Origin of the sequence: Amycolatopsis sp. NPDC001319 (assembly GCF_042896185.1) — a bacterium.
Taxonomy (GTDB): Bacteria; Actinomycetota; Actinomycetes; order Mycobacteriales; family Pseudonocardiaceae; genus Amycolatopsis.
In genome coordinates, this window is record NZ_JBIAWY010000005.1 from 86,280 (window position 1) to 112,244 (window position 25,965).

27 protein-coding genes and 1 pseudogene are annotated in these 25,965 nt (G+C 70.4%); 8 read left to right on the forward strand and 20 right to left on the reverse strand.

Annotation, left to right across the window (positions count from 1 at the left end; translation table 11 throughout):
• Window positions 1-28: 28 nt before the first annotated feature.
• Both ACFY1H_RS19605 and ACFY1H_RS19610 read right to left on the reverse strand, forming a co-directional pair.
• Window positions 29-1,795, reverse strand: a complete 1,767-nt coding sequence (locus ACFY1H_RS19605; protein ID WP_366580977.1) for an MFS transporter — start codon at window positions 1,793-1,795, stop codon at window positions 29-31.
• Window positions 1,796-1,922: 127 nt separating this feature from the next.
• On the reverse strand, window positions 1,923-3,305 hold the full coding sequence (locus ACFY1H_RS19610) for an FAD-binding oxidoreductase (RefSeq protein WP_386948089.1): 1,383 nt from the start codon (window positions 3,303-3,305) through the stop codon (window positions 1,923-1,925).
• Between the two features lie 110 nt (window positions 3,306-3,415).
• Between ACFY1H_RS19610 and ACFY1H_RS19615 the strand changes: the two genes are divergently transcribed.
• Window positions 3,416-3,664 (forward strand): hypothetical protein, encoded by a 249-nt coding sequence (locus tag ACFY1H_RS19615; RefSeq protein WP_366580973.1) that lies wholly within the window; start codon window positions 3,416-3,418, stop codon window positions 3,662-3,664.
• A 63-nt stretch (window positions 3,665-3,727) separates the two neighbouring features.
• Here the strand turns inward: ACFY1H_RS19615 and ACFY1H_RS19620 are convergent, their stop codons facing one another.
• From ACFY1H_RS19620 to ACFY1H_RS19635, 4 genes and pseudogenes are all read right to left on the reverse strand, one after another.
• A complete protein-coding gene (locus ACFY1H_RS19620) occupies window positions 3,728-4,318 on the reverse strand; it encodes a class F sortase (protein ID WP_366580971.1) in 591 nt (196 codons plus the stop codon).
• A 5-nt stretch (window positions 4,319-4,323) separates the two neighbouring features.
• Window positions 4,324-5,124 carry a choice-of-anchor P family protein gene (locus ACFY1H_RS19625; RefSeq protein WP_366580969.1) on the reverse strand — a complete coding sequence of 267 codons (801 nt, stop codon included), beginning with the start codon at window positions 5,122-5,124 and terminating at the stop codon, window positions 4,324-4,326.
• A gap of 423 nt (window positions 5,125-5,547) precedes the next feature.
• A complete protein-coding gene (locus tag ACFY1H_RS19630; RefSeq protein WP_386948094.1) occupies window positions 5,548-6,252 on the reverse strand; it encodes a carboxypeptidase-like regulatory domain-containing protein in 705 nt (234 codons plus the stop codon).
• Window positions 6,253-6,319: 67 nt separating this feature from the next.
• Window positions 6,320-6,847 (reverse strand): annotated as a pseudogene (locus ACFY1H_RS19635) (SDR family NAD(P)-dependent oxidoreductase); the annotation flags it as partial.
• Between ACFY1H_RS19635 and ACFY1H_RS19640 the strand changes: the two are divergent.
• The 3 genes from ACFY1H_RS19640 to ACFY1H_RS19650 all read left to right on the forward strand — a co-directional run bounded on the left by ACFY1H_RS19640 (window position 6,749) and on the right by ACFY1H_RS19650 (window position 9,330).
• Window positions 6,749-7,171 (forward strand): DUF3237 family protein, encoded by a 423-nt coding sequence (locus ACFY1H_RS19640; RefSeq protein ID WP_386948097.1) that lies wholly within the window; start codon window positions 6,749-6,751, stop codon window positions 7,169-7,171. The pseudogene ACFY1H_RS19635 and the gene ACFY1H_RS19640 sit on opposite strands and share 99 nt — an antisense overlap.
• A gap of 79 nt (window positions 7,172-7,250) precedes the next feature.
• On the forward strand, window positions 7,251-7,799 hold the full coding sequence (locus ACFY1H_RS19645; RefSeq protein WP_386948100.1) for a hypothetical protein: 549 nt from the start codon (window positions 7,251-7,253) through the stop codon (window positions 7,797-7,799).
• Window positions 7,800-7,854: 55 nt separating this feature from the next.
• Window positions 7,855-9,330: an ArnT family glycosyltransferase gene (locus tag ACFY1H_RS19650; RefSeq protein WP_386948103.1), complete on the forward strand. Its 1,476-nt coding sequence runs from the start codon at window positions 7,855-7,857 to the stop codon at window positions 9,328-9,330.
• A gap of 196 nt (window positions 9,331-9,526) precedes the next feature.
• On the opposite strand, the gene ACFY1H_RS19655 is transcribed toward ACFY1H_RS19650, so the two are convergent.
• From ACFY1H_RS19655 to ACFY1H_RS19670, 4 genes are read right to left on the reverse strand one after another with little or no spacing between them, the layout of a single operon-like run.
• Window positions 9,527-9,799: a hypothetical protein gene (locus ACFY1H_RS19655; protein WP_366580947.1), complete on the reverse strand. Its 273-nt coding sequence runs from the start codon at window positions 9,797-9,799 to the stop codon at window positions 9,527-9,529.
• 29 nt (window positions 9,800-9,828) lie between these two features.
• Window positions 9,829-10,935, reverse strand: a complete 1,107-nt coding sequence (gene rlmN, locus ACFY1H_RS19660; RefSeq protein ID WP_366580945.1) for a 23S rRNA (adenine(2503)-C(2))-methyltransferase RlmN — start codon at window positions 10,933-10,935, stop codon at window positions 9,829-9,831.
• Between the two features lie 36 nt (window positions 10,936-10,971).
• The gene (locus ACFY1H_RS19665) at window positions 10,972-11,478 is read right to left on the reverse strand and encodes a (2Fe-2S)-binding protein (RefSeq protein WP_366580943.1); all 507 of its coding nucleotides are present in this window, start codon (window positions 11,476-11,478) and stop codon (window positions 10,972-10,974) included.
• A complete protein-coding gene (locus ACFY1H_RS19670; RefSeq protein WP_386949362.1) occupies window positions 11,475-11,753 on the reverse strand; it encodes a hypothetical protein in 279 nt (92 codons plus the stop codon). Before ACFY1H_RS19670 ends, ACFY1H_RS19665 begins: the two co-directional genes overlap by 4 nt.
• On the opposite strand from ACFY1H_RS19670, the gene ACFY1H_RS19675 reads away from it, so the two are divergent.
• Window positions 11,653-12,495: a PucR family transcriptional regulator gene (locus tag ACFY1H_RS19675; protein ID WP_386948108.1), complete on the forward strand. Its 843-nt coding sequence runs from the start codon at window positions 11,653-11,655 to the stop codon at window positions 12,493-12,495. The two genes, ACFY1H_RS19670 and ACFY1H_RS19675, sit on opposite strands and share 101 nt — an antisense overlap.
• A 43-nt stretch (window positions 12,496-12,538) precedes the next feature.
• Here the strand turns inward: ACFY1H_RS19675 and ACFY1H_RS19680 are convergent, their stop codons facing one another.
• Window positions 12,539-14,191 (reverse strand): glutamate--tRNA ligase, encoded by a 1,653-nt coding sequence (locus tag ACFY1H_RS19680; protein WP_386948111.1) that lies wholly within the window; start codon window positions 14,189-14,191, stop codon window positions 12,539-12,541.
• 223 nt (window positions 14,192-14,414) lie between these two features.
• Between ACFY1H_RS19680 and ACFY1H_RS19685 the strand changes: the two genes are divergently transcribed.
• On the forward strand, window positions 14,415-15,062 hold the full coding sequence (locus ACFY1H_RS19685; protein ID WP_386948114.1) for a PadR family transcriptional regulator: 648 nt from the start codon (window positions 14,415-14,417) through the stop codon (window positions 15,060-15,062).
• Here ACFY1H_RS19685 and ACFY1H_RS19690 read toward each other — a convergent pair.
• The gene (locus ACFY1H_RS19690) at window positions 15,005-15,835 is read right to left on the reverse strand and encodes a class I SAM-dependent methyltransferase (protein ID WP_386948117.1); all 831 of its coding nucleotides are present in this window, start codon (window positions 15,833-15,835) and stop codon (window positions 15,005-15,007) included. The genes ACFY1H_RS19685 and ACFY1H_RS19690 overlap by 58 nt on opposite strands.
• A 107-nt stretch (window positions 15,836-15,942) precedes the next feature.
• Between ACFY1H_RS19690 and ACFY1H_RS19695 the strand changes: the two genes are divergently transcribed.
• Complete coding sequence (locus ACFY1H_RS19695) at window positions 15,943-16,785, forward strand: VOC family protein (protein ID WP_366580933.1); 843 nt, start codon at window positions 15,943-15,945, stop codon at window positions 16,783-16,785.
• Window positions 16,786-16,836: 51 nt separating this feature from the next.
• On the opposite strand, the gene ACFY1H_RS19700 is transcribed toward ACFY1H_RS19695, so the two are convergent.
• From ACFY1H_RS19700 to rpsB, 6 genes are all read right to left on the reverse strand, one after another.
• A complete protein-coding gene (locus ACFY1H_RS19700) occupies window positions 16,837-18,171 on the reverse strand; it encodes an MFS transporter (RefSeq protein ID WP_386948121.1) in 1,335 nt (444 codons plus the stop codon).
• Window positions 18,172-18,286: 115 nt separating this feature from the next.
• The gene (locus ACFY1H_RS19705) at window positions 18,287-19,204 is read right to left on the reverse strand and encodes a phosphatidate cytidylyltransferase (RefSeq protein WP_386948123.1); all 918 of its coding nucleotides are present in this window, start codon (window positions 19,202-19,204) and stop codon (window positions 18,287-18,289) included.
• A complete protein-coding gene (frr, locus tag ACFY1H_RS19710) occupies window positions 19,204-19,761 on the reverse strand; it encodes a ribosome recycling factor (protein WP_364060056.1) in 558 nt (185 codons plus the stop codon). Before frr ends, ACFY1H_RS19705 begins: the two co-directional genes overlap by 1 nt.
• 49 nt (window positions 19,762-19,810) lie before the next feature.
• Complete coding sequence (gene pyrH, locus ACFY1H_RS19715; RefSeq protein ID WP_326569352.1) at window positions 19,811-20,554, reverse strand: UMP kinase; 744 nt, start codon at window positions 20,552-20,554, stop codon at window positions 19,811-19,813.
• A gap of 137 nt (window positions 20,555-20,691) precedes the next feature.
• On the reverse strand, window positions 20,692-21,507 hold the full coding sequence (gene tsf / locus ACFY1H_RS19720) for a translation elongation factor Ts (protein ID WP_366580927.1): 816 nt from the start codon (window positions 21,505-21,507) through the stop codon (window positions 20,692-20,694).
• A gap of 82 nt (window positions 21,508-21,589) precedes the next feature.
• Window positions 21,590-22,471 (reverse strand): 30S ribosomal protein S2, encoded by an 882-nt coding sequence (gene rpsB / locus ACFY1H_RS19725; protein ID WP_366580925.1) that lies wholly within the window; start codon window positions 22,469-22,471, stop codon window positions 21,590-21,592.
• A gap of 748 nt (window positions 22,472-23,219) precedes the next feature.
• Between rpsB and ACFY1H_RS19730 the strand changes: the two genes are divergently transcribed.
• Window positions 23,220-23,792: a murein hydrolase activator EnvC family protein gene (locus ACFY1H_RS19730; protein ID WP_386948129.1), complete on the forward strand. Its 573-nt coding sequence runs from the start codon at window positions 23,220-23,222 to the stop codon at window positions 23,790-23,792.
• Between the two features lie 12 nt (window positions 23,793-23,804).
• On the opposite strand, the gene ACFY1H_RS19735 is transcribed toward ACFY1H_RS19730, so the two are convergent.
• Together ACFY1H_RS19735 and ACFY1H_RS19740 are read right to left on the reverse strand one after the other, a co-directional pair.
• A complete protein-coding gene (locus ACFY1H_RS19735) occupies window positions 23,805-24,653 on the reverse strand; it encodes a FliA/WhiG family RNA polymerase sigma factor (RefSeq protein ID WP_364060044.1) in 849 nt (282 codons plus the stop codon).
• A gap of 109 nt (window positions 24,654-24,762) precedes the next feature.
• Window positions 24,763-25,776: a tyrosine recombinase XerC gene (locus ACFY1H_RS19740; protein WP_386949365.1), complete on the reverse strand. Its 1,014-nt coding sequence runs from the start codon at window positions 25,774-25,776 to the stop codon at window positions 24,763-24,765.
• Between the last annotated feature and the right edge of the window lie 189 nt (window positions 25,777-25,965).

Here is a 25,965-nt window from a genome sequence, read left to right on the forward strand (position 1 = left end):
CCCGGGACGGCCCGTGCACCCGAAATGGTCAGCGTTCGCTGGTCGGAGCCACCAGCTCGCTCGGCCCGCCGCCGGACTCCCCGGCGACCGCGGCCAGCTCCTCACCCACCGATTCCGAAGCCTTGCCCTTGTCCTTCGTGAGCAGCGATGCGACCGCGCCGATCAGGCAGACCACGATGGCGAAGCCGAACGCCACGGCCAGACCGTCCTGGAACGGACCCGAGATCAGGTTCGGGAAGAAGCTGCGCCCGGTCAGGAACGAGGCCTGGTCCGGCGGCAGGCTGCCCAGCTGGCCGCCCAGCAGCTGCTGGATCGGGTTGTAGCCGAGGAACGCCGCGAAGAGCACGGCCACCGCGGGCAGGTGCGCCACCTGGTTGGCCGGCCCGGCCGCCACGCCGTGGGCGGTGAGGCCCTGGAACATCGCGTTCGGGAGGTTGTCCGACAGGCCGGCGATGATCAGGCTGAAGAAGAAGCCGATCGAAAGCACCATGGCCGCGTTCTGGAACGTGGTCATCATGCCCGCGCCGGAGCCGCGGGCGTCGGCCGGCAGGCTGTTCATCACCTCGGCGCGGTTGGGCGAGGAGAACATGCCCATGCCGATGCCGTTGACGAGCAGGATCGCCGCGAACGCCCAGTAGTTGAAGTTCACCGGCAGCAGGATCAGCAGCAGGAAGGTGATCGCGGTGATCAGCAGGCCGCTCGACGCGAGCAGCCGGCTGCCGATGCGGTCGGACAGGATGCCGGCCGTCGGCGCGGACACCAGGAAGCCGACGGTCATGGGCAGCATGTAGATGCCGGCCCACAGCGGTGTCTGCTCGAAGGTGTAGCCGTGCTGCGGCAGCCAGATGCCCTGCAGCCAGATGATCAGGATGAACTGCAGCCCACCACGGCCGAGCGAAGCGGTGAGGTTGGCCAGGTTGCCCCAGCTGAACGAGCGGATCCGGAACAGCGACAGCCGGAACAGCGGGTTGGCCACCTTGGTCTCGATGACCACGAACGCGATCAGCACCGCGACGCCGCCGATGAGGCACGAGAGCACCATCGGGCTGCCCCAGCCGGTCGGCGACGAGCCGTAGGGCTGGATGCCGTAGGTGATGCCCACCAGCACCGCGATGAGGCCGACCGCGAAGGTGATGTTGCCCCACCAGTCCATCTTCGCGTGCTTGCGCACCCCGGTGTCGTGCAGCTTCACGTACGCCCAGATCGTGCCGACCACGCCGAAGGGCACCGACACCAGGAAGATCAGGTTCCAGTCGACGGGCGCGAGCACACCGCCGACGACCAGGCCGAGGAACGAACCAGCGATAGCCGCGACACCGTTCATGCCCAGCGCGAGACCGCGCTGGTTGGCCGGGAACGCGTCGGTGAGGATGGCCGACGAGTTGGCCATCAGGAACGCGCCGCCGATGCCCTGCACGATGCGCCAGCCGATCAGCCAGAGCGCCGCCGCGTCACCGTCGAACCAGGTGATGGCCAGGAAGATCGACGACACGGTGAACACCGCGAAGCCGAGGTTGTACATCCTGGCCCGGCCGTACATGTCCCCCAGCCGCCCGAAGCTCACCACCAGTACGGCGGTGACCACCAGGAAGCCCATGATCATCCACAGCAGGTAGCTGGTGTTGGCCGGCTCCAGCGGGTTGATCCCGATGCCCTTGAAGATGTCGGGCAGCGCGATGAGCACGATCGACGAGTTGATCGTCGCGATCAGCATGCCCAGCGTCGTGTTGGACAGCGCGATCCACTTGTATCGCGGGCCCAGTTCCGCGAGTGAATACGTTCTGCGCTCGGCCACAGTGAAACCTTTCTCTCGTTCCCTTAGCTAGGCTAAGCAAGTTGCTTGCCTGTGGCAACCAACTTCGTGAATCGGTTACGAGAGAACCGTCACAGGTCGATCACTGTCCTTTGCGGACTCTTTACTTTCACTCGACTGAGTGAATAGCAAAAACCTTCCCGGGATTGAGGATTCCGTGCGGGTCCAGCGCGTTTTTCACGGCCTGGTGCATCTGCAGAACCGCCGGTCCGAGCTCGTTTTCCAGCCCCGGCCGCTTGAGCAGGCCCACGCCGTGCTCGCCGGTGACGGTGCCGCCGAGGGCCAGCGCGTCGGCCACGATGTCGTCGAACGCGGCCTGCGCGCGCCGCCGCGCGTCCTCGTCGCCGGCCGGCGTGCTGAGCAACGGGTGGAGGTTGCCGTCGCCGATGTGCGCGACGTTGGCGATGAGCGTGTTGTGCCGCTTCGCCGCGAGGTCGATGCGCGCGAGCATCTCGGGCACGAGGTGGGTGGGCACGCAGACGTCCTCGGTCAGCAGCGGGCCGAGCCGCTCCAGCGCCGGGTACGCCAGCCGCCGGGCGGCGAACAACGCGTCGGCCTCCGCCTGGTCCGACGACTGCGCCGCCCAGGTGGCGCCCGCCTTCTCGAAGCACTCGAGCATCACGGCGGCCTCGTGCTCCCCCGCCGCGCCCGGCGCGTCGCTGCGGCCCAGCAGCACCACCTCCGCGTCGGCCGAGAGTCCCATGTTCTTCCACTCGTCCACGGCGACGAGGCAGTGGCGGTCGACCAGCTCCAGCGCCGAGGGCACCACGCCGGCCGCGCGGATCGCGGCGGCCGCCTCGCCCGCGGCGACGGTGGAGTCGAAGTAGCCGGCCACGGTGCTCTCGGGCGCGCGCTGGGCCCGCAGGCGCACGGTGATCTCGGTGATCACGCCGAGCGTGCCCTCGGAGCCGACCATCAGGCCGGCGAGGTCGTAGCCCGCCACGCCCTTCGCGGTGCGCCGCCCGAGCCGCACGAGCTCACCCGTGCCCGTGACCACTTGCAGGCCGAGCACGTAGTCGCGGGTCACGCCGTACTTCACGCAGCACACGCCGCCCGCGTTGGTGGCGACGTTGCCGCCGATCGTCGACCACGGGGAGCTCGCCGGGTCGGGCGGGTACCAGAGGCCCTGTTCGGCGCAGGCGGCGCGCAGGTCGTCGTTCACCACGCCGGGGCCGACCACGGCGAGGCGCTCGACGGCGTCGATCTCGTGGATCGCCGTCATGCGGTCGGTGACGAGCACGACGCAGCCGGCCACGGCGTTGGCGCCGCCGGACAGCCCGGTGCCGGCGCCGCGCGTGACCACGGGCGTGCCGTGCTTGAGGCAGACCTTCACCGCGGCCTGCACGTCCTCGGCCGAGCGCGGCCGGACCACGACCTCGGGCAGCGTCCACGGAGCCCACTCGGCCTCGTCGTGGGCGAAGCCGCGCAGCACGTCGGGGTCGCGCACGAGGACCTCGGGCGGCAGGACGGCTTGCAGGTCTTCGATCAACATGGGCGCTCCCGGTCGCGTTGCGGCTTCTCCCGCCAGGTTAGGGGGCTGGGATGTCGAAACGGCCGTCTCTGCTTCGACGTAGGACTAGAGACCGACTTCAGGAGGCAGCCATGGGAACCACTTCACGCGGGATCGCGATGTTGCGGGCCGTCGCCGCCGGGCGCGCGCGGGTGACCTGCAGCGCCGAACCGGACCTGTTCGTCGACGGCCTGCCCTGCTGCGACCAGTTCACCGCCCACGCCCTGGCCCACCAGGGACTCGTGCGCCCGGCGCGGCTCGGGCTCGTCGGGCAGCAGGTGCCGGCGGAGCTGACGCCGGCAGGCGCCGCCCTGCTGACGACGGTGGCCGCGGCAGCATGAGATGCAGCAGGGCCCTGTCGTCTCGCCCGAGCGCGAGACGACAGGGCCCTGGTCCGGGGACGCCTACGTGTTGAGCGTGCCGTAGACGATGATGTTGTCGAGGTAGCTGTGCGCGGCGGCGTCGAACGCCCCGCCGCACGTGATGAGGCGGATCTGCGGGTCGGTGGTGTTGCCGTAGACCGCTTCGGTGGGGAATTCCTTCTTCGCGATCTGGTCGACCTTCGTGACGGTGAAGGTGGCCTTCGACCCGTCCTGGCGGCCGATCACGACCTGGTCGCCCTTCTTCACCTCGTGCAGCCGCCAGAAGATGCCCTTCTGGTGGTTGCCGTCGATGTGCCCGAGCACCACGGCGGGGCCGACCTGGCCCGGCGTCGGGCTGTTGGAGTACCAGCCCGCCTGCAGTGGTTCGGTCACGGGCGGGACCTGGACGGTCTTGTCGGCGTTGAGGCCGAGCGGAACGAGCGAGGAGTGCGCGTCGATGCTCGGCACGTCGAGCGACACCGGCACCGACCGGGCGAGCCCGACCACGGGCGCGGCGCTCGCGGGCGCCGCCGGCTGCTGGGCCGGCGTCGATTCCGCGCCGCAGCCGGACAGCGCGAAGGTGGCGACGAGGGCCAGCAGCAGGGCGAAGAGCCCGTACCGGCGTCGGGTCACTCCACTCACTGAGCGAACACCGTGGCGAGCGAGCCGTCACCGGTCTCCGGTGCGCCGGCCGGGATCACGGTGACCTGGCCGGGGCCCTGGGCCGGCGGCTTGGCCGGGGCAGTGGGCTGGGTGGGCGTGCTCGGCGTCGCGGCGACCTTCGCGCAGGTGGAGGAGGCGAGGACGATGTCACCGCTGCCCAGCGCGCCGGTGGCCTTGCCGCCGAGGAGCTTCACGTGCAGCGCGTTGACGGTGAGGGAGCCGTCGTCGTGCTTGATCTGCTCGTTCACGATCACCTGCACCACCCCGGGCACGCCGATCTTCTGGTTCGGCGCGGTGCCCACGGGCAGCTTGCCGATGCGGCCGAGGTCCAGGCCCGCGAGCTCGGACGACGCGGTGATGCCGTCGGGCGTCGACGTGCACTCGGAGCTGATCACGCGCGCCTTCGGCGTGGCGCCCGCGAGCGGGGCGAGCACGGGCAGCGCGGCGTCGACGATGGAGGCCTTGGAGGCCACCTTGCCGTCGGTCTCCTTCGCGGAGCTACTGATCGCCTTCGCTGTGACGAGGCCCTTCAGCGGCACGTTGACGACCTCCGCGGACGTGGGGCCGTCCGTGTTCGACGGCGCGATCTTGCCCGTCTCCACGGAGATTCCCTTGTCCCCCAGCACTCCCGCCAGCAGCGAGACCGACGCGGACGCGCCGTAGGCCGACCCGGCGGGCGCGTCGGCGGCGACCGCCGAGGGGGCGGCGGTGGCGAGCAGGGCGAGAGCTGGAGCGGCGACCACGAGGGTCCGTCCGCGCAGCAGGGCAGAACGCATGAATTGTCCTTTCGAACACCAAGAATGGAACCGCCCGCGGATCCCCGAATCCACGCGTGACCCGACGCAACTGTCGATCACCGGCGAGAACGCGACGCTATCAAGGGGGCCCGGAATTGCAAAGCAAGATCCACTGCGCAGCGCGTCGATCAGCCGAGTCAGTGACCACGTTTTCCGCAATTTCACCACTAAAGAGTGATGTAACGCTGTGGTTTTGGCCGGGTTCTCTCACTCTGCGCTAGGTCGTTCCTGCACCTACTTGGCAGATTGCTCGCGTCACCACTCTTCGGGGTGATCCTGGGGATGGGTGATCGACCAGTACTCAGCGTCATGTGACCGCTACGGCGGCTCGTGGGTTTTTCGTAAAACTCCACGCGGGAAATCGTCGCGTGGAATTGTCCACTATGGAGCGTGGCGTGGCATTCACTCGCCACGGGTGAGCACGACGTCGTGATCCGCCGTCGTGCCGGCGACCAGAAAAAGGAAGTCGTTCTCGACGGCGCGGCCGGGAACCTTCAGCAGGTAGTAGCCCGCGCGCAGCCCGGACAGCCGGTAGCGGCCGTCCGGGCCGCTGACCGCGGTCCACGTCCGGTCGAGCGTGGCGAGACTCTGGCTCGCCGCGACGACGGTGACGCCCGCGACCGGCTTGCCGTCCTCGACGACGTGCCCGGTCACCGGCACGACTGGTCCGATCACGCCCGCGGCCGCACCGCTGAGCGTGGTGAACCGCCCGGCGGTGACCACGCACGTCGCCTCGAGCCCGCCGCGCCGCACGCTGTCCTCGGTGACCCGCCCGGTCAGCCCCGCCGTGATGGTCTGGTGCGCCCGCAGTGTTCCGGAGAAACCGCCCTGCAGCGGCTGGTCGGTCTGGATCCCGTTGAGCGCCATGCGATCCGAGGGATCCGCCGACGCGCACGTCACCTGGATTCCGTCGACCTGCCGGCCGGTGTCGTTCGTGAGCGTGAGCGTGCCCCGGACCACCGCACCCGGCTCGTAGGCCGTGCGGTCCAGGCTCAGCGCCGGGTCGAGCTTCACCGCCGCCACGGCCGGGTCCTCGTCGAGCGGCGCGGCGACCGCGGCCATCGCGAGGACGGCCGCGGGCAGCGCGAACCACAGGGACTTCCGCATGACACCCCCAGAGAGCCGATCGGCCGAGAATACCGGGGATCGCGTCGCCGGAGCGCGGATTCGCCGCTCAGACTCCCGCGCCGCCGTCGACGCGGAGGATGGCGCCCGTGACGTAGGAGGCGCGGTCGCTCAGGAGCCAGGCCGCGGCTTCCGCGATTTCGGTCGGGTCGGCGCCGCGGCGCAGGGGCGTCGCCGAGACGAGGCGGTCCTGCAGGCCCGGCGATTCAGCCTCCCACGCGCGGATCATCTCGGTGAGGGTGTTGCCCGGGGTGATGGCGTTGACGCGGATGCCTTCCGGTCCGTAGGTGACGGCGGCGGACTCGGTGAGGCTGTTGACGGCTCGTTTCATGGCGCCGTACGCGGGCAGCTCGGGGTTGCCCCGCAGGCTGCCGACCGACGACGTGTTCACGATGGCGCCGGTGCCCGCCGTCGCGCGGATGACGGCGACCTCCGCGGCCATGGCGAGCCACACGCCCTTGAGGTTCACGGCGTAGACGTGGTCGAACTCGGCCTCGGACAGGCCGTCCATCGGGCCGGGTTGCTGGATCGTGGCGCCGTTGTTGAAGGCGATGTCGAGGCGGCTGTAGAGCGCCTCAGCGGCGAGGTCCTCCCCGGCGGCGCCGACTTCCAGCTAGTCCGCCCCGACGGCGTCGCCGAGATCGACGTGCGCGCAACCCTGCGCACCGACCACGACGACCTCGTCTACCTGACCGGCCGCGGCCTGCGCCACGGCCCCGCGGACGTCCTGCGGCGGATGGCAGCGGGCGAAGCCGTCCACCCGGACTCGTACTACTTCCGCGAATGCCTGCTCTTCGAAGCCGCCGGCCCGCGGACCGAGTGGCTCAACCGCGTGGTCACCGTCGCCCGGGGCGCCCGCACGCAGTCGACGGTGAAGGTCGACGTCTTCGAGGTGCGCTAGCTCGGGCACCGCTTCGAGGTCCGCGGACGACGAGCAGGTTTCCCGGTCAGCCTCGGCCGAGCAGCTTGGCGAGGCTCGGGTGAAGGTGGCGATCGAGCGGACCGCGCTGGAGCAGGAGCCGGCCATGATGCTGGGCCGGGTGCTCGACCGGCCGCTGCACTTCGAGCTCATGGCACTGCCCGCGACGGCCGAGCGCCTCAGCCGGCTCGCGATGGCCGGCATGCTCGTGAGCCACCGCCACAACTACAGCGACCAGCTCGGGGCGAAGACCGGCGACAGCAATCCCCGGGCCATCCGACGTGTGACGATGGCGATCGAGGAAGACCCCATGAAGTTCCGCACTGTCGGGCAGATCGCCCACGCGGCGGGGCTGAGCGCCCGCGCTCTCGAAGTGGGCTTCCGGCGTCACGTCGGCGTTCCGCCCATGCGGTACCTGCGCCAGATCCGGCGCGCACGCCGCGCTCCTGGAGGCCGACCCCGAGACGGTGACAGCGACGTCGGTCGCGTACGCGTGGGGCTTCCTGCACTACGGCCGGTTCGCCGCGGAGTACCGCAAGGCGTATCACCGGTCGCCTTCAGAGACGCTGGGGTCTCGGTAACGACGTTTGCTCGACTGAGGACCCCCTGACCTGCGCTTACTTCATCTATACACTCGAAGTATACTCGCTATGTATAGTGGCGCTATGGTGATCATCCGCAGTCCCCTGGAACCTCGCGTTGCCGTCGCTCGGCCCTTCGCGTGGCCCGCGATCTCGGTCGTGGCGCTGTGCACCGCGCTCGCGCTGCTCGTCGAGGCCGGGCGGCAGAGCCTCCACGGCGACGAGCTCTACTTCCTGTCCGCTGCCCAGCACCTGTCGTGGGGCTACGCGGATCAGGGCGCACTGGTGCCGTTCCTGGCGTGGCTCGGCGACGGTTCACCGTTGACCTTGCGGATTCCGGCGGTGCTCGCCACCGTCGCCGGTGTCCTGCTCACCGCGCTGCTCGCGCAGGAGTTCGGCGGCGGCCGCTGGGCGCAGACCGCCGCGGCGGCCGCGTACGCCGCCTCGCCGCGGGTGCTCGACACGGGATCGCTGCTGCTGACCCAGACGTTCGACATCCCGCTGTGGATCGCCACGACGTTGCTGCTGGTGCGCTGGGCCCGGACCGGCTCCGACCGTCTCTGGTGGGGCATGGGACTTCTCGCGGGGGTGGCGTTCACGGTCAAACCGCTGATCGCCGTGTTCTGGATGTGCTGCGTCGCCGTGCTGCTCGCGACCCGGCGGCGGCGCGTGCCGTGGGCCGGGCTGGGGAAACTGGCCGCGCTCGCTGTCGCCGGCGCGTCGCCTTACCTGATCTGGCAAGGGTTTCACGGCTTCCCGCAGCTGACGCTCGTCCCCGTCGTCGCCCAGGAGACCGGCGAGTTCGCCGGCGGCAAAGTCGCCGTGCTGCCCCTGACGCTCGCGTCCAACGGCGCACTCGCCGGCGCCGCCCTGGCGGTTTACGGCTGCTGGGCCTTGCTCCGCGACAGCCGCCTCGCGCCGTACCGCTTTCTGGGCTGGACCTGCGTCGCCGTCGCCGCCGTGATGCTCGTGGCCGGCGGGCGGTACTACTACTGCGCCGGCCTGTTCCCCGTCTGCTGGGCCGCCGCCACGGCCCGCATCAGTACCACGGTGGGATCGCACTGGTGGCGACGCATCGCTTCGGTGGGCGTTTCCGCTTTCTCCGGCGCCGTCGTCCTGATCATCAGCCTGTTCGCGGGCGGACCTTCGTCTTGGGCCACCGGCGCCACCCTCGAATCCCGGTCCGAACAAGACTGGAGCACCTTCACCGACGCAGTCGCGACCGCCTACAACCGCCTACCCCCCACGACGACGATCATCACCGACCACTACTGGCAAGCCAGCGCCCTGAACTGGTACGGCGCCGGCCTCGGCCTACCTCCCGCCCACAGCCCCCACCGCGGCTTCTCCTACTTCGGCCAGCCCTCGGACCCCGGCCGCCCGGTCCTCTTCGTCAGCACCGACCCGACCGAGTTGCGCACGCCGTGCGTGCGGATGTCGGCGACACCGTCCGACGCTGACCACGGCTTCGCCGGCCTGAACCAGAGCGTGCCCATCTGGCTCTGCGACGCCCCGCGGCAATCGTGGGAGACGTTGTGGCCGCAGCTGCGCCACTCGTGACGCGCCCCAGGGCGCGAGCGGATGGGGCGGGTCCAGGTGAGCGAGACGCTCAGAACGCGCTTATTCAGATCAGATCAGGAACGATTCAAAACGCGCACATGCGAACGCTGGCGCAACCATTCCGGCAAATCCCAGTCAGCGCCGGCCGCGATGAGATCACCGATTATCTTTCGAGCAGCCAGGTCAGTGTTCGCAGCTACTTCGTCGCGACCCACGGCGCGAGCAGCACTTCCAGGTCCGCGTCGGACAACGCCCGCGGGCTCTCGCCGAAGCCCTGCCAGCGCGAAGCGTCGCGGGCGGCGTGGAAGTCCACCGAGTACGCGCGCATCAGCACGTACATGAAGCTCTCCGAATCGAACCGCTCGCCCAGCAACGAGCGGGCCGCACGAGCCACCGCCACCCCGCCGGTGATGTCGCGCAGCTTCAGCTCTTCCGCCGCCGGGTCGAGGAGGCAGGGCGTTGAAATCACAGGAACTTTCCCATCACTGAAACGAAAACTCAGCCTTCGGCAGCCAACTGGCCACACGCCGCCGCGATGTCCTGGCCGCGGGTGTCGCGCACGGTGCAGGCTACGCCCCCCGCGTTCACCAGCCGCACGAACTCCCGCTCCACCGGCTTCGGCGACGCATCCCACTTCGAACCCGGAGTCGGGTTCAACGGAATCACGTTCACATGCACCAACTGACCCAGATGCTTGCGCAGCCGCTTGGCCAGCAACTCCGCCCGCCACGGCTGATCATTGATGTCCCGGATCAACGCGTACTCGATCGACACCCGACGGCCCGACGTGTCCGCGTAATACCGAGCCGCCGACAAAACCTCATCCACCGACCAGCGGTTGTTCACCGGCACCAGTGTGTCCCGCAGCTCGTCATCCGGAGTGTGCAGCGACACCGCCAGCCGCACCTGCATCTTCTCGTCAGCCAGCTTCCGGATCGCCGGCGCCAAACCCACCGTCGACACCGTCACCGAACGCTGACCGATCCCCAAACCCGACGGAGCCGGCTCCGTGATCCGCCGCACCGCCGCCACCACCCGCTTGTAGTTCGCGAGCGGCTCACCCATGCCCATGAACACGATGTTCGACAGGCGGCCGGGGCCGCCGGGCATGGCGCCGTCGCGCATGACGGCGGCGGCGGAGCGGACCTGGTCGACGATCTCGGCCGTGGACAGGTTGCGGTCGAGGCCGCCCTGGCCGGTGGCACAGAAGGGGCACGCCATGCCGCAGCCGGCCTGGCTGGAGATGCACAGCGTGGCGCGGTCGGGGTAGCGCATGAGCACGCTCTCGAGCAGCGTGCCGTCGTGGGCGCGCCAGAGGGTCTTGCGCGTGGCGCCGTCGTCGGCGGACAGGGCGCGGACCTCGGTGAGCAGCGACGGCATCAGGTCCGCGACCAGGCGCTCACGCGCGGCCGCGGGGATGTCCGTCATGTCGGCCGGGTCGACGGTCAGGCGCGAGAAGTAGTGGTTCGACAGCTGCTTCGCGCGGAAGGCCTTCTCCCCCAGCTCCACCACGGCCTCGGCCCGCTCGGCGGAGGTGAGGTCGGCGAGGTGACGCGGCGGCAGGCCACGCTTGGGCGCGTCGAAAACAAGGGGGAGGGCAGTCATAACCGATCCAGTATTCCACGTCCACCGGACACGCCGTCAGGACTCCCCCGGCCGTGTGCCGCCGGTCACCTCCGCCCGCAGGACCGCGGCCGCCTCGCGGACCGCGTCGACGATGAACTGGTAGCCCGTGCAGCGGCAGAGGTTGCCGGAGATGCCGGCCCGGATCTCGTCGTCCGTGGGGTCCGGGTTGTCCGCCAGCAGCTCCCGGACGGTGAGCAGCATGCCGGGCGTGCAGAACCCGCACTGCAGCCCGTGGTGCTTCCAGAACGCCTCCTGCAGCGGGTGCAGCCGCCCGCCCTCGGCGAGCCCTTCGACGGTCGTGACCTCGGCGCCCTCGGCCTGCGCGGCGAGCGTGCAGCAGGACCGCGCGGTGCGCCCGTCCAGCACGACCGTGCAAGCCCCGCAGACGCCGTGCTCGCAGCCGACGTGCACGCCGGTCTTCCCGCAGTCCTTGCGCAGGAAGTCCGACAACGTGCGACGCGGCTCGACGTGGCGGGTCACCGCTTCCCCGTTGACAGTCATGCTGACGGCGCGGCTGCTCATGCGGCCTGGTTCCTTTCCGTGCGGGACAGTGCGCGGGTGAGGCAGCGGCGGGTGAGGACGCCGGTGATGCGGCGGCGGTACTCCGCCGGCGCGTGCAGGTCGGTTCCGGGGTCGACGGCCCGGGTGGCCTCCGCACCCGCGGCGCGGAACAGCTCGTCCGACGGCGACTGTCCGATGAGGACGGTCTCGGCCGCGTGGGCGCGCAGCGGCGTCGGGCCGGCGCCGCCGATGCCGATCCGCGCTTCGGTGATGCGGCCCGCGCTGTCGGTGCGCAGCGCCGCGAGCGCGTTCCGGCTGGTCGCGTTCGTCCCGGACCGGGTGGACGGGCCGCCGGCCGGAGAGCCGGATCCGCTGCGGTTGCGGCAGCTCGAGGACCTGGTGGCGCTGCGGGTCGAAGCGTCGCGCCGCCGCGGCGCGGTGACGTCGTGCGAAGGCCGGATCTACGCGACGTTCCCCGTGGTGGAAGACCGGCCGCCGGGCGAGGCGACGGCGCTCGTCCGCGAGATCGCCGGGCAGGCGACACGCCAGTTGCGCGTGGAGCTGCGGGCGGCGGTGAGCGGGGAGATCACGTCGGCCGACCGGCTCGTCGAGGCCCGCCGCGACGTCGACCGGCTGCTCACCCTGCCGTTGCTCGACGAGTCCCGCCGGGTGGTCGCGTTCGAGGACTCGATCGCGGACGCCGTGCTGTCGGAGCTGACCGAGATCGTGCTGGACCGGCCGCGGCTGCTGCAGGGCGGCGTGGCCGGGATGGTGGTCAGCGACCGGGACTGCGGGACGGAGTACCTGCCGAGCCTGCGGGCGTTCTTCGAGGCGGGTGGCGATCTCACCGCGGCAGCCCGCACGTTGTACGTGCACCGCAACACGTTGAAGTACCGGCTGACCCGGATCCGCGACGTGTTCGGAGTCGACGTCGAGATCCCCACGCAGCGCCTCGTCGCGGAGCTGCAGGTGGCGGTGTTCACCGGCCACCCGGAGCTGCACCGCCGCCTGGACGCCACCGCGCCCGAACAGGACTGACGCGCCGTCCTCCGGCGCGCTTACACCGGAGGACGGCGGCGGCTCACGCCGTGAGGGTTTCGAACCGCCGCAGGGTCTCGTCGCGGCCCAGCGCCTGCGTGATCGAGTGCAGGTCCGGGCTGCGGGTGGAGCCGGTGATCGCGATGCGGATGATCTGCGAGGCCTCGCGGATCGAGCCCGGGTACGCGTCGGGGTCCTTCTTGAGTTCCTTGGCGTTCTTGGCGAAACCGTGCTTCGCCGCGACGTCGCGGATCTGCTGGAACCACTCCTGGCCGTCGTCGAGCTGCTGGTAGTTCGCGACGAAGTCCGACGCGACGGCACGCACGACCTCCGGCGCCACGCCGAGGGCGGCGATGCGCTCGTCGTCCGGGCCGGTCACGGGGGCGTGCAGCTGCGGGAAGAAGAACCCGTAGACCGCGCGGAACTCGCTCCACTTCTTGAGGTCCTTGCGCGGGTTCTCGGCGCCTTCGCGCTCGACGGCCAGCGCCCGCAGGGCCAGCTCCTCCGACGACTCAAGTACCGACAGCAGCTCCGGGTCAAAGCGCTGCGCCCACGTGCGCACTGCGGCGAGGATCTCCGCGCCCGACATCGTCGCGATGTGGTCGGCGGAGATGTCGTCGAGCTTCACGAGGTCCACGAGCGGTCCCGCGACGCCCATCTCGTCGAGGTTGATCGGCTCGTCCAGCGCCTGGGCCAGCGGCAGCTCGGCGAGCCGGCCGTTGGCGAGCCCGCGCAGGTAGTACAGAACGGCCTCGACCGGGTAGCCGGCCTCGATGTAGAAGTCGACCGACGCCTCGGGGTCCTTGCGCTTGGAGAGCTTGCGCTTGCTGCCGCCCTCCTGCTTCATCAGCGGGGCGATGTGCGCGTAGGTGATCGGCTCGAAGCCGAGCGCGTCGAACAGCTGCTGGTGCACCGGCACGGACGAGATCCACTCGTCGCCGCGGATGACGAGGGTCACGCGCATGAGGTGGTCGTCCACGGCGTGGGCGAAGTGGTAGGTCGGCAGCCGGGGGCTCTGGTCGGAGCTCTTGAGGATCACCACGTCGTTGCGGTTGGCCTCGGCCTCGATCGTGCCGCGGATGGCGTCGGTGAAGCGCACGCGCGCGCCGGTGTCGTCGGGCGCGCGGAACCGCACCACCCACGGTTCGCCGGCGTCGAGCTTCGCCTGCACGTCGGCCGGGTCGGCGTCGCGCCAGATGGCCCACGAGCCGTAGTAGCCGGTGGGCAGCTTCGTGGCCTGCTGGCGCGCGGTGATGGACGCGAGCTCGTCCTTCGTGGCGAAGTCGATGTACGCGCGGCCTTCGCGCAGCAGCTGGCGCACGTAGGTCAGGTAGATCTGCTCGCGGCCGGACTGCTGGTACGGGCCGTAGTCGCCGCCGCGCAGGGTGTCCTCGTCGGCCTGCAGACCGAAGTAGGAGAAGCCGCGCTCGAACTGCTCCAGCGCGCCCTCGACCTCGCGCGACTGGTCGGTGTCCTCGACGCGCACCAGGTAGCGGCCGCCGGAGCGACGGGCGACGTCCTGGTCGATCGTGGCCACGTAGATGCCGCCGATGTGCACGAACCCCGTAGGCGACGGGCCGAACCGGGTCACCTTCGCGCCGTCCGGCAGCTGCCGCGCCGGGTATTGCCGCTCCCAGTGCTCCGGCTCGGGCAGGTCCGCGGGGAACAGGGCGTCGATGACCACTCGGTCCAGCATGGGGGGTCGGGTCTCCCAGGTCGGTTCAGCGCTTCTTCTTACTCCTTCGAGTATCTCCGACCACCGCAAACGTCCCTCGCGCAGGTCCTCGACAGTCGTTAGGTTGCATCGCGACCGTTTCCGATATATCGTGAACCAGTCGCAACCGTTCGCGGGATCGCCGGCTCAAAGGCGATCCCGCACGCCCCGCCGGAGGCGGGGCCAACAGACAAGGAACAACGACATGAGGCACCCTCACCCCGGTGCGCGAGGCGCGCACCAACACGGAGAACACGGTCGTCCCGCTTTCGGCCCCTTCGGCCGCGAGTTCGGCGACTTCGGATTCGGCCCCGGCGGCCCGATGGGCCGCGGCCGGCGAGGCCACGGCGGTCCCGGCGGACGACGAGGCCACGGCCCGCGTCGCGGCCGGCGCGGTGACGTCCGCGCGGCGATCCTGACCCTGCTCGCGGAACAGCCGCGGCACGGGTACGAGATCATCCGCGAGATCGGCGAGCGCAGTGGCGGCTTCTGGAAGCCCAGCCCCGGCTCGATCTACCCGACGCTGCAGATGCTGGCCGACGAAGGCCTGGTCGTGAGCAAGGACGAGAACGGCAAGAAGCTGTTCGAGCTCACCGACGAGGGCCGCGCGGCCGCGGAGCAGCAGACCGGCACCCCGCCGTGGGAGCACTTCGCCGAGGACGTCGACCCCGTCGAGGTCGACCTGCGCAAGGCGGGCGCCACGCTCGCGGCGGCGGTCGTCCAGGTGATGCGCGCCGGCAGCGCGAGCCAGCAGGCCCGCGTGGTCGACGTGCTCAACGAGGCCCGGCGCTCGGTCTACTCGATCCTCGGCGAGGTCGAGGAAACCGACGAGTCGCCGGAAGAAGCCGAGTGACCCGGCAGGACGAGGCCGGTGGGCTTGACCCGCGTGTGCACGCGGTAGCCCACCGGCAGCGTCACCCCGGCGCCGCCGGCCGTGCTGATCGTGCGCTTGTGCACCTCGGCCACGGCCCGCGCGGCGACCTGCGCGCTGAACTCGATCTTCAGCACTGACTCCATGGCGGCGTGGTCGGTGAACGACCAGCGCGTCGCCACGCGCCGGAGGCTGAAGCCCTCGCCTTCGAAGAACTGCTCGACCTCTACGGGGTCGTAGTGCGGGAGGTCCGCCCGCAGCCAGCCGCCGTACGGCTCGCTCGTCGCGTCGAGATCGACGATCAGGATCGACCCGCCGGGCCGCAGCACGCGTTCCGCTTCACGCAGCCCCGGTTCGCAGCCGGGGCCGAAGAAGTACGCCGTGCGCGCGTGGACCACGTCGACACTCGCGTCGTCGACGGGCAACCGCTGCGCGCGGCCTTCGCGCACCGACACGTTCGGCAGTTCCCGCGCGCGCTTCGCCGCGTCGCGCGCCAGCGGTGCGTACGGCTCCACGCCGAGCACCGAGCGCGCGTCGCGGGCGAAGCGCGGCAAGTGGAATCCGTCACCACAACCGAGGTCGAGAACGTCGCGGCCGGTCCAGTCGCACTCCTCGCGCAGGACTCGCCAGATCTCGCCGTCGACGTCCTGCGCGCGGTTCTCCACCTCGTAAGCCTGCTGGTAGTACCAGATGTTGGGGCTCGGCAAGACCTCCGTCGCGCGAGAGCGGCCTGAGGAACGGGGGAACCATCGCACGAACTTCTCCAACGACGTCGGCCGCGAGGCGGTTCCGGGGTTCCGGGCTCACTGCGAAAAAATCACGGGCACCGCATAGACTTCTTGCTCACCGGGAGGAGGCCGCGATGACCATCGGTTCGGCCAGCACAAGCGCGATTCCGGCCGGCCTCCCGTGCTGGATCGAGGTGGCCTGTCGCGACGAAGCGGTGTCGCAACAGTTCTACACGGGCCTGTTCGGCTGGCAGTACGACGTGCACCGCGACCCCGCCGCGCCCACCGGCCGCTACTGGATCTCGTCGCTCGCCGGCGAGCCGACCGGCGGTCTCTACCAAGCCGGGGCGCAGACCGAACCCGGCTGGACGCTGCACGTCTCCGTGCCGCACACCGCGAGCGCGGCCGAATGGGTGGAGCACCTCGGCGGCCAGGTGACGCTGGGACCGGTCGCGATCCCCGAGCGCGGCAGCATTCTCCACGCGATCGACGCGGCGGGCGCGCCCGTGGTGTTCTGGGAGGCGCCGCCGGACTGGCGGTTCGTCACCGGGATCCCCAACACGTTCAGCGGCGCTGACCTCAACGCGCACGACGGCGAGGCGGCCGATCACTTCTACACCAAGCTCTTCAACTACTCGAGCCACCAGATCGGCGACGGCGAAAGCGTCGACTACGCGGAATACCTCATCGAGCACACGCCCGTGCTCTACCGCTACGTGATGGGCTCCGAGTACAGCCGCGACACTCCCCCGCACTGGCTCGTCTACTTCGAGGTCGACCCGGCCCGCGGCTGCGACGCGACAGCGGGCCAGGCACTGATGCTCGGCGGGTCCGTGGTGATCGAGCCGTACGACACGCCCTTCGGCCGTATGGCGATCCTCGCCGACCCGGACGGCGCGGTGTTCGCGGTGATCGACCACTCGCGCACGCTCGACGACGTCGGCCGCGCCGAGGTCGACGACCCTTACGACGACTGAGTTTTTCGACCACTGAGTTTTTCGACGACTGAGTTTTTCGATGACCGGGCCTTACGACGAGCGGGGCCGCAGCAACCCCGTCAGCAGCACGATCCCGCCGTAACCCCCGGCGACGACCCACATCGCCGTGCCCGGCAACAGTCCGCCGACGAGCGCGACCCCGATGGCCCCGCCGGTTTGCCGCGCCGCGTTGAGCACGCCCGCGGCGATGCCCGCCTTGCCCGGCAACGCGTTCATCGCCAGCGACGTCATCGCGGGCATCGCGAGCGAACAGCACCCGAAGACCACGGAGAACACGACCAGCAGCACCGGCGACGGATCGGCGGGCAGCAGCGCGAGGCCGGCCGAGCCGGCCAGCGCGACGAGGCCACCGGCGACGATCGGCCGGCGCTCGCCGAACCGGTGCGTGAGCCGTCCGCTGAAGAACGCGTTGAGCCCCACGGCCAGGGTGAGCGGTACCAGCGCCAGGCCGGCCTCGAGCGCACCGAGGTGCCACTCGCGTTGGAGGAACAGAGCGAGGCAGAACAGCGTGCCGTAGAGGCAGAAGTTGAACAGGCCGCCGATGGCCGTCGCGACGGCGAAGGACCGGACTTTCAGCACACCGAGCGGCAGCACCGGCGCGGTGATCACCTTTTCCGCCGCCACGAACGCGATACCCGCGGCGACGCCCGCGCCGATCAGCACCAGTGTGGTCGTGGCGGTCCAGCCCGCGTGCCCGGCTTCGATGAACCCCGCGACCAACGTGGCCAGCGCTGCCGTGCCGAGGATCTGCCCGACGACGTCGAGCCGGGTACGCCGGTGCGGCGTCGTTTCCGTGACGTGCCGGCGGGTCAGCCAGATCGCGATCAGGCCCACGGGCACGTTGACGGCGAACACGAGCCGCCAGTCGGCCAGCCCGACGGCGAGACCGCCGAGCACCGGACCGGCTGCGAGCCCGACCCCGCTCATGCCGCCCCACACGCCGAGCGCGCGAGCCCGGGCGCCGGCTTCGGGGAACTGGTGCACGATCAACGCCAGCGACGAGGGCAGCAGCGCGGCCGCGCCGGCCCCCTGCACCGCACGCGCGGCGACCAGCCACGGCAGTGAATCCGCTGTGGCGCAAGCGATCGAGGCCAGCACGAACACCGCGGTGCCGATCTGGAACACGCGCCGCGAGCCCCACCGGTCGCCCGCTTCACCCCAGGTGAGCAGGAACGCGGCGAGCGCGACGGTGTAGGAGTCGACCACCCACTGCAGCGCGGCCGTGGACGGTTCACCGAACTCGGCGCCGATGGCCGGCAGCGCGAGGTTCACGATGGTCGCGTCGAGCGTGATCATCACGAACCCGAGGCACACCGCCGCGAGCGCGAGCCGGGCCGAGGAACGTTCGCGGGTCGAAGTGGTCATGCTCCGAGTCAAGCCCGCGGACACTTCGGTGGTCCACGAAGCGTTCGCTACCGCTGGGAGGCCGAAGCTCCCAGCGCAGGTCCGCGCGTCGGGTCGATCGGGGAGGTCAGGCGCGTCACGCCGGGACGAACGCCGACAGCAGCAGCCAGGAGACCACAGCCGAGGGCAGCAGCGAGTCGAGGCGGTCCATGATGCCGCCGTGGCCCGGCAGCAGCGTGCCCATATCCTTGATGCCGAGGTCGCGCTTGATCAGCGACTCGACGAGGTCGCCCAGCGTCGCGGTGAGCACGATCGCCGCGCCGAAGACCGCGCCCTGCCAGGTGTGGCCGTGGAGCATCAGGCTGATCGTGAGGATGCCGGCCACGATGCCGGCGACCATCGACCCGGCGAAGCCCTCCCAGGACTTCTTCGGGCTGATGGTCGGTGCCATCGGGTGCTTGCCGCCGAGCACGCCGGCGATGTAGCCGCCCGTGTCGGAGGCGACCACGGCGATGAGGAACGTGAGGACCCGGCCGACGCCGTCCTCCGGTGGCACGAGCATCGCGGCGAACGCGCCGAACAACGGCAGATACGCGCTCGCGAACACCGACGCCGAGATGTCGCGCAGGTAGCCGTCGGCGCCGCCCGGCAGCCGCCAGAGCAGGCAGGCGAGCACCGTGATGACGAACGCCGTGAGCGCGCCCGCGCGGCCGAACGGCCAGGCCAGCCAGATCATCGCCTGGCCGCCGACGAGCACGGGGATCATCGCGACCTTGATGTTCGCGACGCGCTTGAGCACGCCGGCGAACTCGAAGGTGCCGACCCCGATCGCGATCGCGATGACCCCGATGAAGATGAAGCGGACGGTGAGCAGGGAAACGATGATGGCCGCGCCGAGCACCAGGCCCACGCCGATGGCCGCGGGCAGGTTGCGCCCGGCCCGGGAGTCCTTCTTGGCCGGCTCCGGCTGTCCGCCCGGTTCGGGCTTGTCAGCCGGCTCCGGCTGCGGGGTGTGCTCCACCCGCTCGTCTCGTTCCTCGCTCACCTGGCTCATCAGACCTCGAGCAGCTCGGCTTCCTTGTGCTTCACCAGCTCGTCGACCTGGTGCACGTAGGTGTCGGTGAGGTTCTGCAGCTCCTTCTCGGCGCGCGCGACCTCGTCCTCACCCGCTTCGCCGTCCTTGGCGATCCGGTCGAGCTCTTCCTTGGCTTTGCGGCGGATGCTGCGGATCGACACGCGGGCGTCCTCGCCCTTGCCCTTCGCCATCTTCACCATCTCCTTGCGCCGCTCCTCGGTGAGCTGCGGGATGACGATGCGGATGACGTTGCCGTCGTTGCTGGGGTTGACGCCCAGGTCGGACTCTCGGATGGCCTTCTCGATGGCACCGAGCTGCGTCTGGTCGTAGGGCTTGATCAGCGCCATCCGCGCCTCGGGCACGTTGACACTCGCCAGCTGGTTCAGCGGGGTCATCGCGCCGTAGTACTCGACGACGATGCGCGAGAACATCGACGGGGTGGCCCGGCCGGTCCGCACCGACGTCAGGTCGTCCTTCGCGACGGACACCGCTTTTTCCATCTTCTCCTCGGCGTCGAGGAGGGTCTCGTCGATCACGGCTACTCCCGGTGTTGTGATGGTCGAACCTGTGCTGATCCCAGCAGGTCTAGGCCGACGCCCCGTCGGCGGGGGTGCTGACCAGCGTCCCGATCCTCTCACCACTCACCGCACGGGCGATGTTCCCCTCGGTGAGCAGGTTGAAGACGATGATCGGCATGTTGTTGTCCATGCAGAGGCTGAACGCGGTGGCGTCGGCGACCTTGAGGCCACGCTCCAGCACTTCGCGGTGGCTGATCTCGTGGAACATCGTGGCGCTCGGGTCGGTCTTCGGGTCGGCGGTGTAGACACCGTCCACGGCCTTGGCCATGAGCACGGCCTCGCAGCCGAGCTCCAGCGCGCGCTGCGCGGCGGCGGTGTCGGTGGAGAAGTACGGCATGCCGACCCCGGCGCCGAAGATGACCACGCGGCCCTTCTCCAGGTGCCGCTCGGCGCGGCGCGGGATGTACGGCTCGGCGACCTGGCCCATCGTGATGGCGGTCTGCACGCGCGTGGGCAGGCCTTCCTTCTCCAGGAAGTCCTGCAGGGCCAGGCAGTTCATCACGGTGCCGAGCATGGCCATGTAGTCGGCGCGGTCACGGTCCATCCCCCGCTGGGACAGCTCCGCACCGCGGAAATAGTTGCCACCGCCGATCACCACCGCCACCTGCACGCCGGTGCGCGCGACCGCGGCGATCTGGCGCGCGACGGAGTGGACGACGTCGGGGTCGACCCCGATCGAGCCGCCACCGAACATCTCGCCGCCCAGTTTCAGCAGCACCCTTCGGTAGCCACCGTCGACCCGGTCACCCATCTGTGTGTCGCCTCCTGTGTTCGATGGCCGCCGTTTCCCCTTTGTGAGGGGCGCCGGGCGGCTGGACCCGACTGTGCCCCCGTCCCCGCACCGCGGAGACGGGGGCACAGTGGCAGAACCTAGTCCCAGTACCTCGCTCAGGCCTGGCCGACCTCGAACCGGGCGAACCGGGTCAGGGTCACGCCGGCCTCGTCGAGCAGGGCCTTCACGGTCTTCTTGTTGTCCTTGACCGACGGCTGCTCGAGCAGGACGTTGTCCTTGTAGTACGCGGTGACCTTGCCTTCGATGATCTTCGGCAGGGCCTGCTCCGGCTTGCCCTCTTCACGGGCGGTCTGCTCGGCGATGCGACGCTCGTTCTCGACGATCTCGGCCGGCACCTCCTCGCGGGTCAGGTACTTCGCGCGCAGCGCGGCGACCTGCATGGCGGCACCGCGGGCGGCTTCGGCGTCGTCGCCGGTGAACTCGACGAGCACGCCCACGGCCGGCGGCAGGTCCGAGCCGCGGCGGTGCAGGTAGGTGGCGGTCTTGCCCTCGAACGCGACGACGCGGCGCAGCTCGAGCTTCTCGCCGATGCGGGCCGAGAGCTCCTGCACGGTGTCGATCACGGGCTTGCCGTCGAGGTCGGCAGCCTTGAGGGCCTCGACGTCGCTGGTCTTGAGGGTCTTGGCGACCTCGACGATCTTCGCGGCGAGCTGCTGGAAGTCGTCGTTCTTGGCGACGAAGTCGGTCTCGGAGTCGAGCTCGATGAGCACGCCGCCTTCGCCGGTGACGAGGCCCTCGGCGGTGGCGCGCTCGGCGCGCTTGCCGACGTCCTTGGCACCCTTGATGCGCAGGAACTCGACGGCCTTCTCGAAGTCGCCGTCGTTCTCCTCGAGGGCCTTCTTGCAGTCCATCATGCCGGCGCCGGTCATCTCGCGCAGGCGCTTCACGTCAGCGGCGGTGTAGTTCGCCATCGTGTTGAATCCGTCCGTTTCAGGTACGTGTGAGGTGATCAGTGCCCGGGTGGCCCTGCGCGGGCCACCCGGGCACGGTCGATCAGGAGTTGGCCGGGGCCTGCTCGGTCACGGCTTCGGGGGCCGCCTCGGTGGCGGCCTCGGTCGCGGCAGCCGCCTCGGTGGCGTCGGCCGCGGCGGTCTCCGAACCGGCGAGCAGCTCCTTCTCCCACTCGGCCAGCGGCTCGTCCGACACGCCCGGCTCCGGCTTCGCGTCGGCCGACGCGCCGCCACGGCTCGAACGGGCCATCAGACCGGCGGCGGCGGCCTCGGCCACCACCTTGGTGAGCAGCGCGGCCGAGCGGATCGCGTCGTCGTTGCCCGGGATCGGGTAGTCGACCTCGTCCGGGTCGCAGTTGGTGTCCAGGATCGCGACGACCGGGATGTTCAGCTTGCGAGCCTCGCCGACGGCGATGTGCTCCTTCTTCGTGTCGACGATCCACACCGCGGACGGCACCTTGGCCATGTCGCGGATACCGCCGAGGGTCTTCTCGAGCTTGTCCTTCTCACGGGTGAGCGTGAGGATCTCGCGCTTGGTGAGGCCGGCGAAGCCGCCGGTCTGCTCCTGGGCCTCGAGCTCCTTCAGGCGCAGAAGACGCTTGTGCACGGTCTGGAAGTTGGTCAGCATGCCGCCGAGCCAGCGCTGGTTCACGTAGGGCATGCCCACGCGCGCGGCCTCGTTGGCGATGGCTTCCTGAGCCTGCTTCTTCGTGCCGACGAACATGATCGTGCCGCCGTGCGCGACGGTTTCCTTGATGAACTCGAACGCACGGTCGATGTACGTCAGCGTCTGCTGCAGGTCGATGATGTAGATGCCGTTGCGCTCGGTGAAGATGTAGCGCTTCATCTTCGGGTTCCACCGACGCGTCTGGTGCCCGAAGTGCACGCCGCTGTCGAGCAGCTGCTTCATGGTGACGACGGCCATTGCCGGAATCACACCTTCTCTGTAGTCGCGCACCCCCGCGGTTCGCGCCCGCGGACGTGCTCATTCGGTTTGTCGCTCGCGGCCGGGTGACCGCTCGCCCTGGTGCTCGTGCCGGCATCCGGACCCCGCGGTTCTCGATGTGCCAAGAACCCCAGGGACCGCCGGGCGCCGTGCGACTCTCCTCCGTCCGGGCCTCCGCTGATCTTCCGAGCGGAACCGGCCGGGGCCGCGCGCACGAGCACGCGAAGTCAGCCCAGCGAGTGGGCTGCGGGAAAGATTCTACCCCCTGCCACCAGGGACGCCCCCACCGGCAGCGCTCCCGCCCGGCGGAGTTGTCCACAACTCGGGCCGCCTGTGGATAACTCACCTTGTTGGCAGGGTGCCGGTCCGCGCGTGCCCCATGATCGAACCCGTGACGACGACCTCGTGTTCCTCGACGCGTTCCTCGACGCCTCAGCCGCGCTTTGTCCTGCGGCGCGGCGCTTTGCGGGCGCTGCGTGTTCTGCGGCCTCCGGGTGGTGTGGGCGCGTCTGGTGCGCTCGCGGATCAGGGTGCTGCGGGTGTTCTGGCCGCTTCAGGCTCCCCGCGTGCTCCAAGCTCCTCACTCGTTTCGGACGGCCCGTGTGCCTCGGCCGGCCTGGGTTCTTCGGGTCCGCTCGGCCGCCCGGATGCTCCCCTGGCTTCCCGGGCAGCGCCGCCCGAGGGACCTCGGCGGGGCCGGCACCGGCGCACGACCGAGCCGTTGTGGATGCGGTGGGTCGAGGTGCTGCGCAGGGCCGCGGCGCGGACCCGGCTGGTGCTGGTCGGCGCGCTCGTGTTGCTTGCCGTGTTGCCCGGCGCGTGGGCCGGGAGGGCGCTCGCCGATGTCCCGCCAGCGCCGGATGTCGGCGCGCAGGCGGGGCGGTTGGCGTGGCCGCTCGCGCCCCGGCCGAAGGTCACGCGGTTCTTCGAGCCGCCGGCCACGGTCTACGGGCCCGGCCACCGCGGGGTCGATCTGGAAGCCGCGGCAGGACAAGAGGTTCTCGCGGCTGACATGGGCGTCGTGATCTTCGCGGGTGAGGTCGGGGGCCATGGCGTCGTCGCGGTGGATCACGACGGGGGCCTGCGTACGACCTACCTGCCGCTCACCCCGAGCGTGGCCACCGGCGATCAGGTGTACCGCGGCCAGCCGCTCGGCACCGTGACTGCCGGGCATCCCGGCTGTCCGACCACCACGTGCCTGCACTGGGGTGCCCGCAGAGGAGAGGATTACATCGATCCGCTGGCCCTCGTCGGCGTGCCGGGCCGGGTCCGGCTGAAACCGTGGGCCGACTCGGAGTGAACCAAGCCGCGGTCAGGTGCTGGGTTGCTCGGTGAGCTTGGCGCGCAGCCGCATCACGGCGCGGGTGTGGAGCTGGCTCACGCGGGACTCGGTGACGCCCAGGACCTTGCCGATCTCGGCGAGCGTGAGGCTTTCGAAGTAGTAGAGGCTGACCACGATCTTGTCGCGCTCGGTCAGCTGGGCGATGGCCTCCGCGAGCTGGCGGCGGTTGTCCTGGTCGACGAGGACGGCGACGGGGTCGACGGCGCCGTCGTCGGGGAGCGTGTCGACGAGCGAGCCGCTGTCCTTGCCGGCCGCGACGAGGTCCTCCAACGCGACGACGCTGGTGAGCTGGAGCTGGCCGTAGAAGTCGCGCAGGTCGTCGAGGCCGATGTTGAGCTCGGTGGCCAGCTCGGCGTCGGTGGGGGTGCGGTGCAGGCGCGCGCCGAGGCGTTCGAGGGCGCGCTCGGCCTCCTTCGCCTTGCTGCGCACGGCGCGGGGCACCCAGTCCTGGGAGCGCAGGTCGTCGAGGATCGCGCCGCGAATGCGCTGCATCGCGTAGGTCTCGAACCGCAGCCCCCGCGCGGGCTCGAACTTCTCGATCGCGTCGACGAGACCGAAGATGCCGGACTGCACGAGGTCGCCGACGTCGACGTGCGTCGGCAGGCCCGTGCCCACGCGGCCGGCGACGTACTTCACCAGGGGCGCGTAGTGCAGCACCAGCCGGTCGCGCGACACCTGGTCCGGCTTGTCGGCGAACTGCTGCCACAAAGCCTGGATGCCCGCGTCGACGTCATGACCGGGGCGCCCGTCCTCGCTGACGGCGCCCTCGCCTCCGGCAGTGCTCACTCCGGCGTCCGTGACTTGCGGCGTGGAGGTCATTGCACGGTCGTTCTCGGCATGCGGCTCAGTATGGTCTCCGTGCTCGTGCGGATGCGCGTGCGCCGGCGGTTCGGCCTCGGGTTTTCCGGCCGAGCCGCCACCGGCCTCGTCAGGCCCGTGGGTGTGCTCGGTCATGGATCGCCTTCAGCCGATCGACGGTCACGTGAGTGTAGAGCTGGGTCGTGGCAAGCGTAGCGTGACCGAGCAGTTCCTGAACGCTCCTGAGATCGGCACCTCCTTCCAGCAGATGGGTCGCGGCCGAGTGACGTAGGCCGTGTGGCCCCATGTCGAGTGCTCCGGGTACCGCAGCCACCGCCTCGTGCACCACGCGCCGTGCCGCGCGCGGATCGAGCCGGCTGCCGCGAACCCCCAGGAAGAGGGCCTGTTCCGACTTCGGCCCGGCCAGTTCCGGGCGCCCCGCTTCGAGCCACGCGGTGAGCGCCTCGGCCGCCGGAACACCGAACGGCACCGTCCGCTCCTTGTCCCCTTTCCCGATCACCGAGACGACACGCCGCCCGAAATCGACCGCTCCGACGTCCAGACCACACAACTCCGACACCCGGATGCCACTCGCGTAGAGCAGCTCGACAAGCGCACGGTCACGCAGCGCAACCGGATCCCGCTGCTCGGCTCCCTTCGCGGCCGCCTGCATCAGCTCGTCGGCCTGATCGGCCCGCAGCACGCCCGGCAACGTCCGGTGCGCCCGCGGCGCCGCGAGCCGCCCACCCGGGTCCGCCTTCAGCGCGCCCTGGCGGTGGGCCCACGCGGTGAACGTCCGCGCCGCCGCCGCCCGCCGCGCCAACGTGGTCCGGCCCGCGCCGTCGGCCCGCTGTCCGGCGAGCCACGCGCGCAGCAGCCCGATGTCGAGATCACCGAGCCCGCGGCCGTCGTCCTCCGCCCCGGTCAGGAACCCCAGCAGCGACACCACGTCGCCCACATACGCCCGCACCGTGTGTGGCGACAGCCCCCGCTCCAACGCCAGGTGCCGCTCGTACTCGGCCACCAACGCCCGCTCCGGCCCGGGCAACCCCTCGCGCACCACCCGCAGATCCGGCCGCCGCGGATCTTTCCGACCCCCCGACGCACGCGGGGCCCCGTCCCGGCGGGCGCTCGCTGACGACATGGCGATCACGCTGCGCGAACCACCGCCCTAGGTCAAGCATCGCCACGCCGTTCTCCGCTGTGTGGCACGGACATTCGGTGCGAGCGAGCAATGCGCCGGCGGACCGAGCGCCGCGGTGGCTGCCGTTTACCGAGGTGCGAGTGGGTGATGCGGCGCCAGCGGCTGCCGCACGCACATGCCGACGCCAAA

Excerpts from the sequence above, each read along its gene's own strand:
- ACFY1H_RS19740 (WP_386949365.1), bottom strand. The coding sequence starts at position 25,776 with ATGTCGTCAGCGAGCGCCCGCCGGGACGGGGCCCCGCGTGCGTCGGGG.
- ACFY1H_RS19675 (WP_386948108.1), top strand. The coding sequence starts at position 11,653 with ATGAGGACGGTCTCGGCCGCGTGGGCGCGCAGCGGCGTCGGGCCGGCG.
- ACFY1H_RS19705 (WP_386948123.1), bottom strand. The coding sequence starts at position 19,204 with ATGAGCCAGGTGAGCGAGGAACGAGACGAGCGGGTGGAGCACACCCCG.
- rlmN (WP_366580945.1), bottom strand. The coding sequence starts at position 10,935 with ATGACTGCCCTCCCCCTTGTTTTCGACGCGCCCAAGCGTGGCCTGCCG.
- ACFY1H_RS19700 (WP_386948121.1), bottom strand. The coding sequence starts at position 18,171 with ATGACCACTTCGACCCGCGAACGTTCCTCGGCCCGGCTCGCGCTCGCG.
- rpsB (WP_366580925.1), bottom strand. The coding sequence starts at position 22,471 with ATGGCCGTCGTCACCATGAAGCAGCTGCTCGACAGCGGCGTGCACTTC.
- tsf (WP_366580927.1), bottom strand. The coding sequence starts at position 21,507 with ATGGCGAACTACACCGCCGCTGACGTGAAGCGCCTGCGCGAGATGACC.
- ACFY1H_RS19630 (WP_386948094.1), bottom strand. The coding sequence starts at position 6,252 with ATGCGGAAGTCCCTGTGGTTCGCGCTGCCCGCGGCCGTCCTCGCGATG.
- ACFY1H_RS19650 (WP_386948103.1), top strand. The coding sequence starts at position 7,855 with ATGGTGATCATCCGCAGTCCCCTGGAACCTCGCGTTGCCGTCGCTCGG.
- ACFY1H_RS19680 (WP_386948111.1), bottom strand. The coding sequence starts at position 14,191 with ATGCTGGACCGAGTGGTCATCGACGCCCTGTTCCCCGCGGACCTGCCC.
- ACFY1H_RS19615 (WP_366580973.1), top strand. The coding sequence starts at position 3,416 with ATGGGAACCACTTCACGCGGGATCGCGATGTTGCGGGCCGTCGCCGCC.
- ACFY1H_RS19730 (WP_386948129.1), top strand. The coding sequence starts at position 23,220 with ATGCGGTGGGTCGAGGTGCTGCGCAGGGCCGCGGCGCGGACCCGGCTG.
- ACFY1H_RS19610 (WP_386948089.1), bottom strand. The coding sequence starts at position 3,305 with ATGTTGATCGAAGACCTGCAAGCCGTCCTGCCGCCCGAGGTCCTCGTG.
- ACFY1H_RS19735 (WP_364060044.1), bottom strand. The coding sequence starts at position 24,653 with ATGACCTCCACGCCGCAAGTCACGGACGCCGGAGTGAGCACTGCCGGA.
- pyrH (WP_326569352.1), bottom strand. The coding sequence starts at position 20,554 with ATGGGTGACCGGGTCGACGGTGGCTACCGAAGGGTGCTGCTGAAACTG.
- ACFY1H_RS19625 (WP_366580969.1), bottom strand. The coding sequence starts at position 5,124 with ATGCGTTCTGCCCTGCTGCGCGGACGGACCCTCGTGGTCGCCGCTCCA.
- ACFY1H_RS19695 (WP_366580933.1), top strand. The coding sequence starts at position 15,943 with ATGACCATCGGTTCGGCCAGCACAAGCGCGATTCCGGCCGGCCTCCCG.
- ACFY1H_RS19665 (WP_366580943.1), bottom strand. The coding sequence starts at position 11,478 with ATGAGCAGCCGCGCCGTCAGCATGACTGTCAACGGGGAAGCGGTGACC.
- ACFY1H_RS19685 (WP_386948114.1), top strand. The coding sequence starts at position 14,415 with ATGAGGCACCCTCACCCCGGTGCGCGAGGCGCGCACCAACACGGAGAA.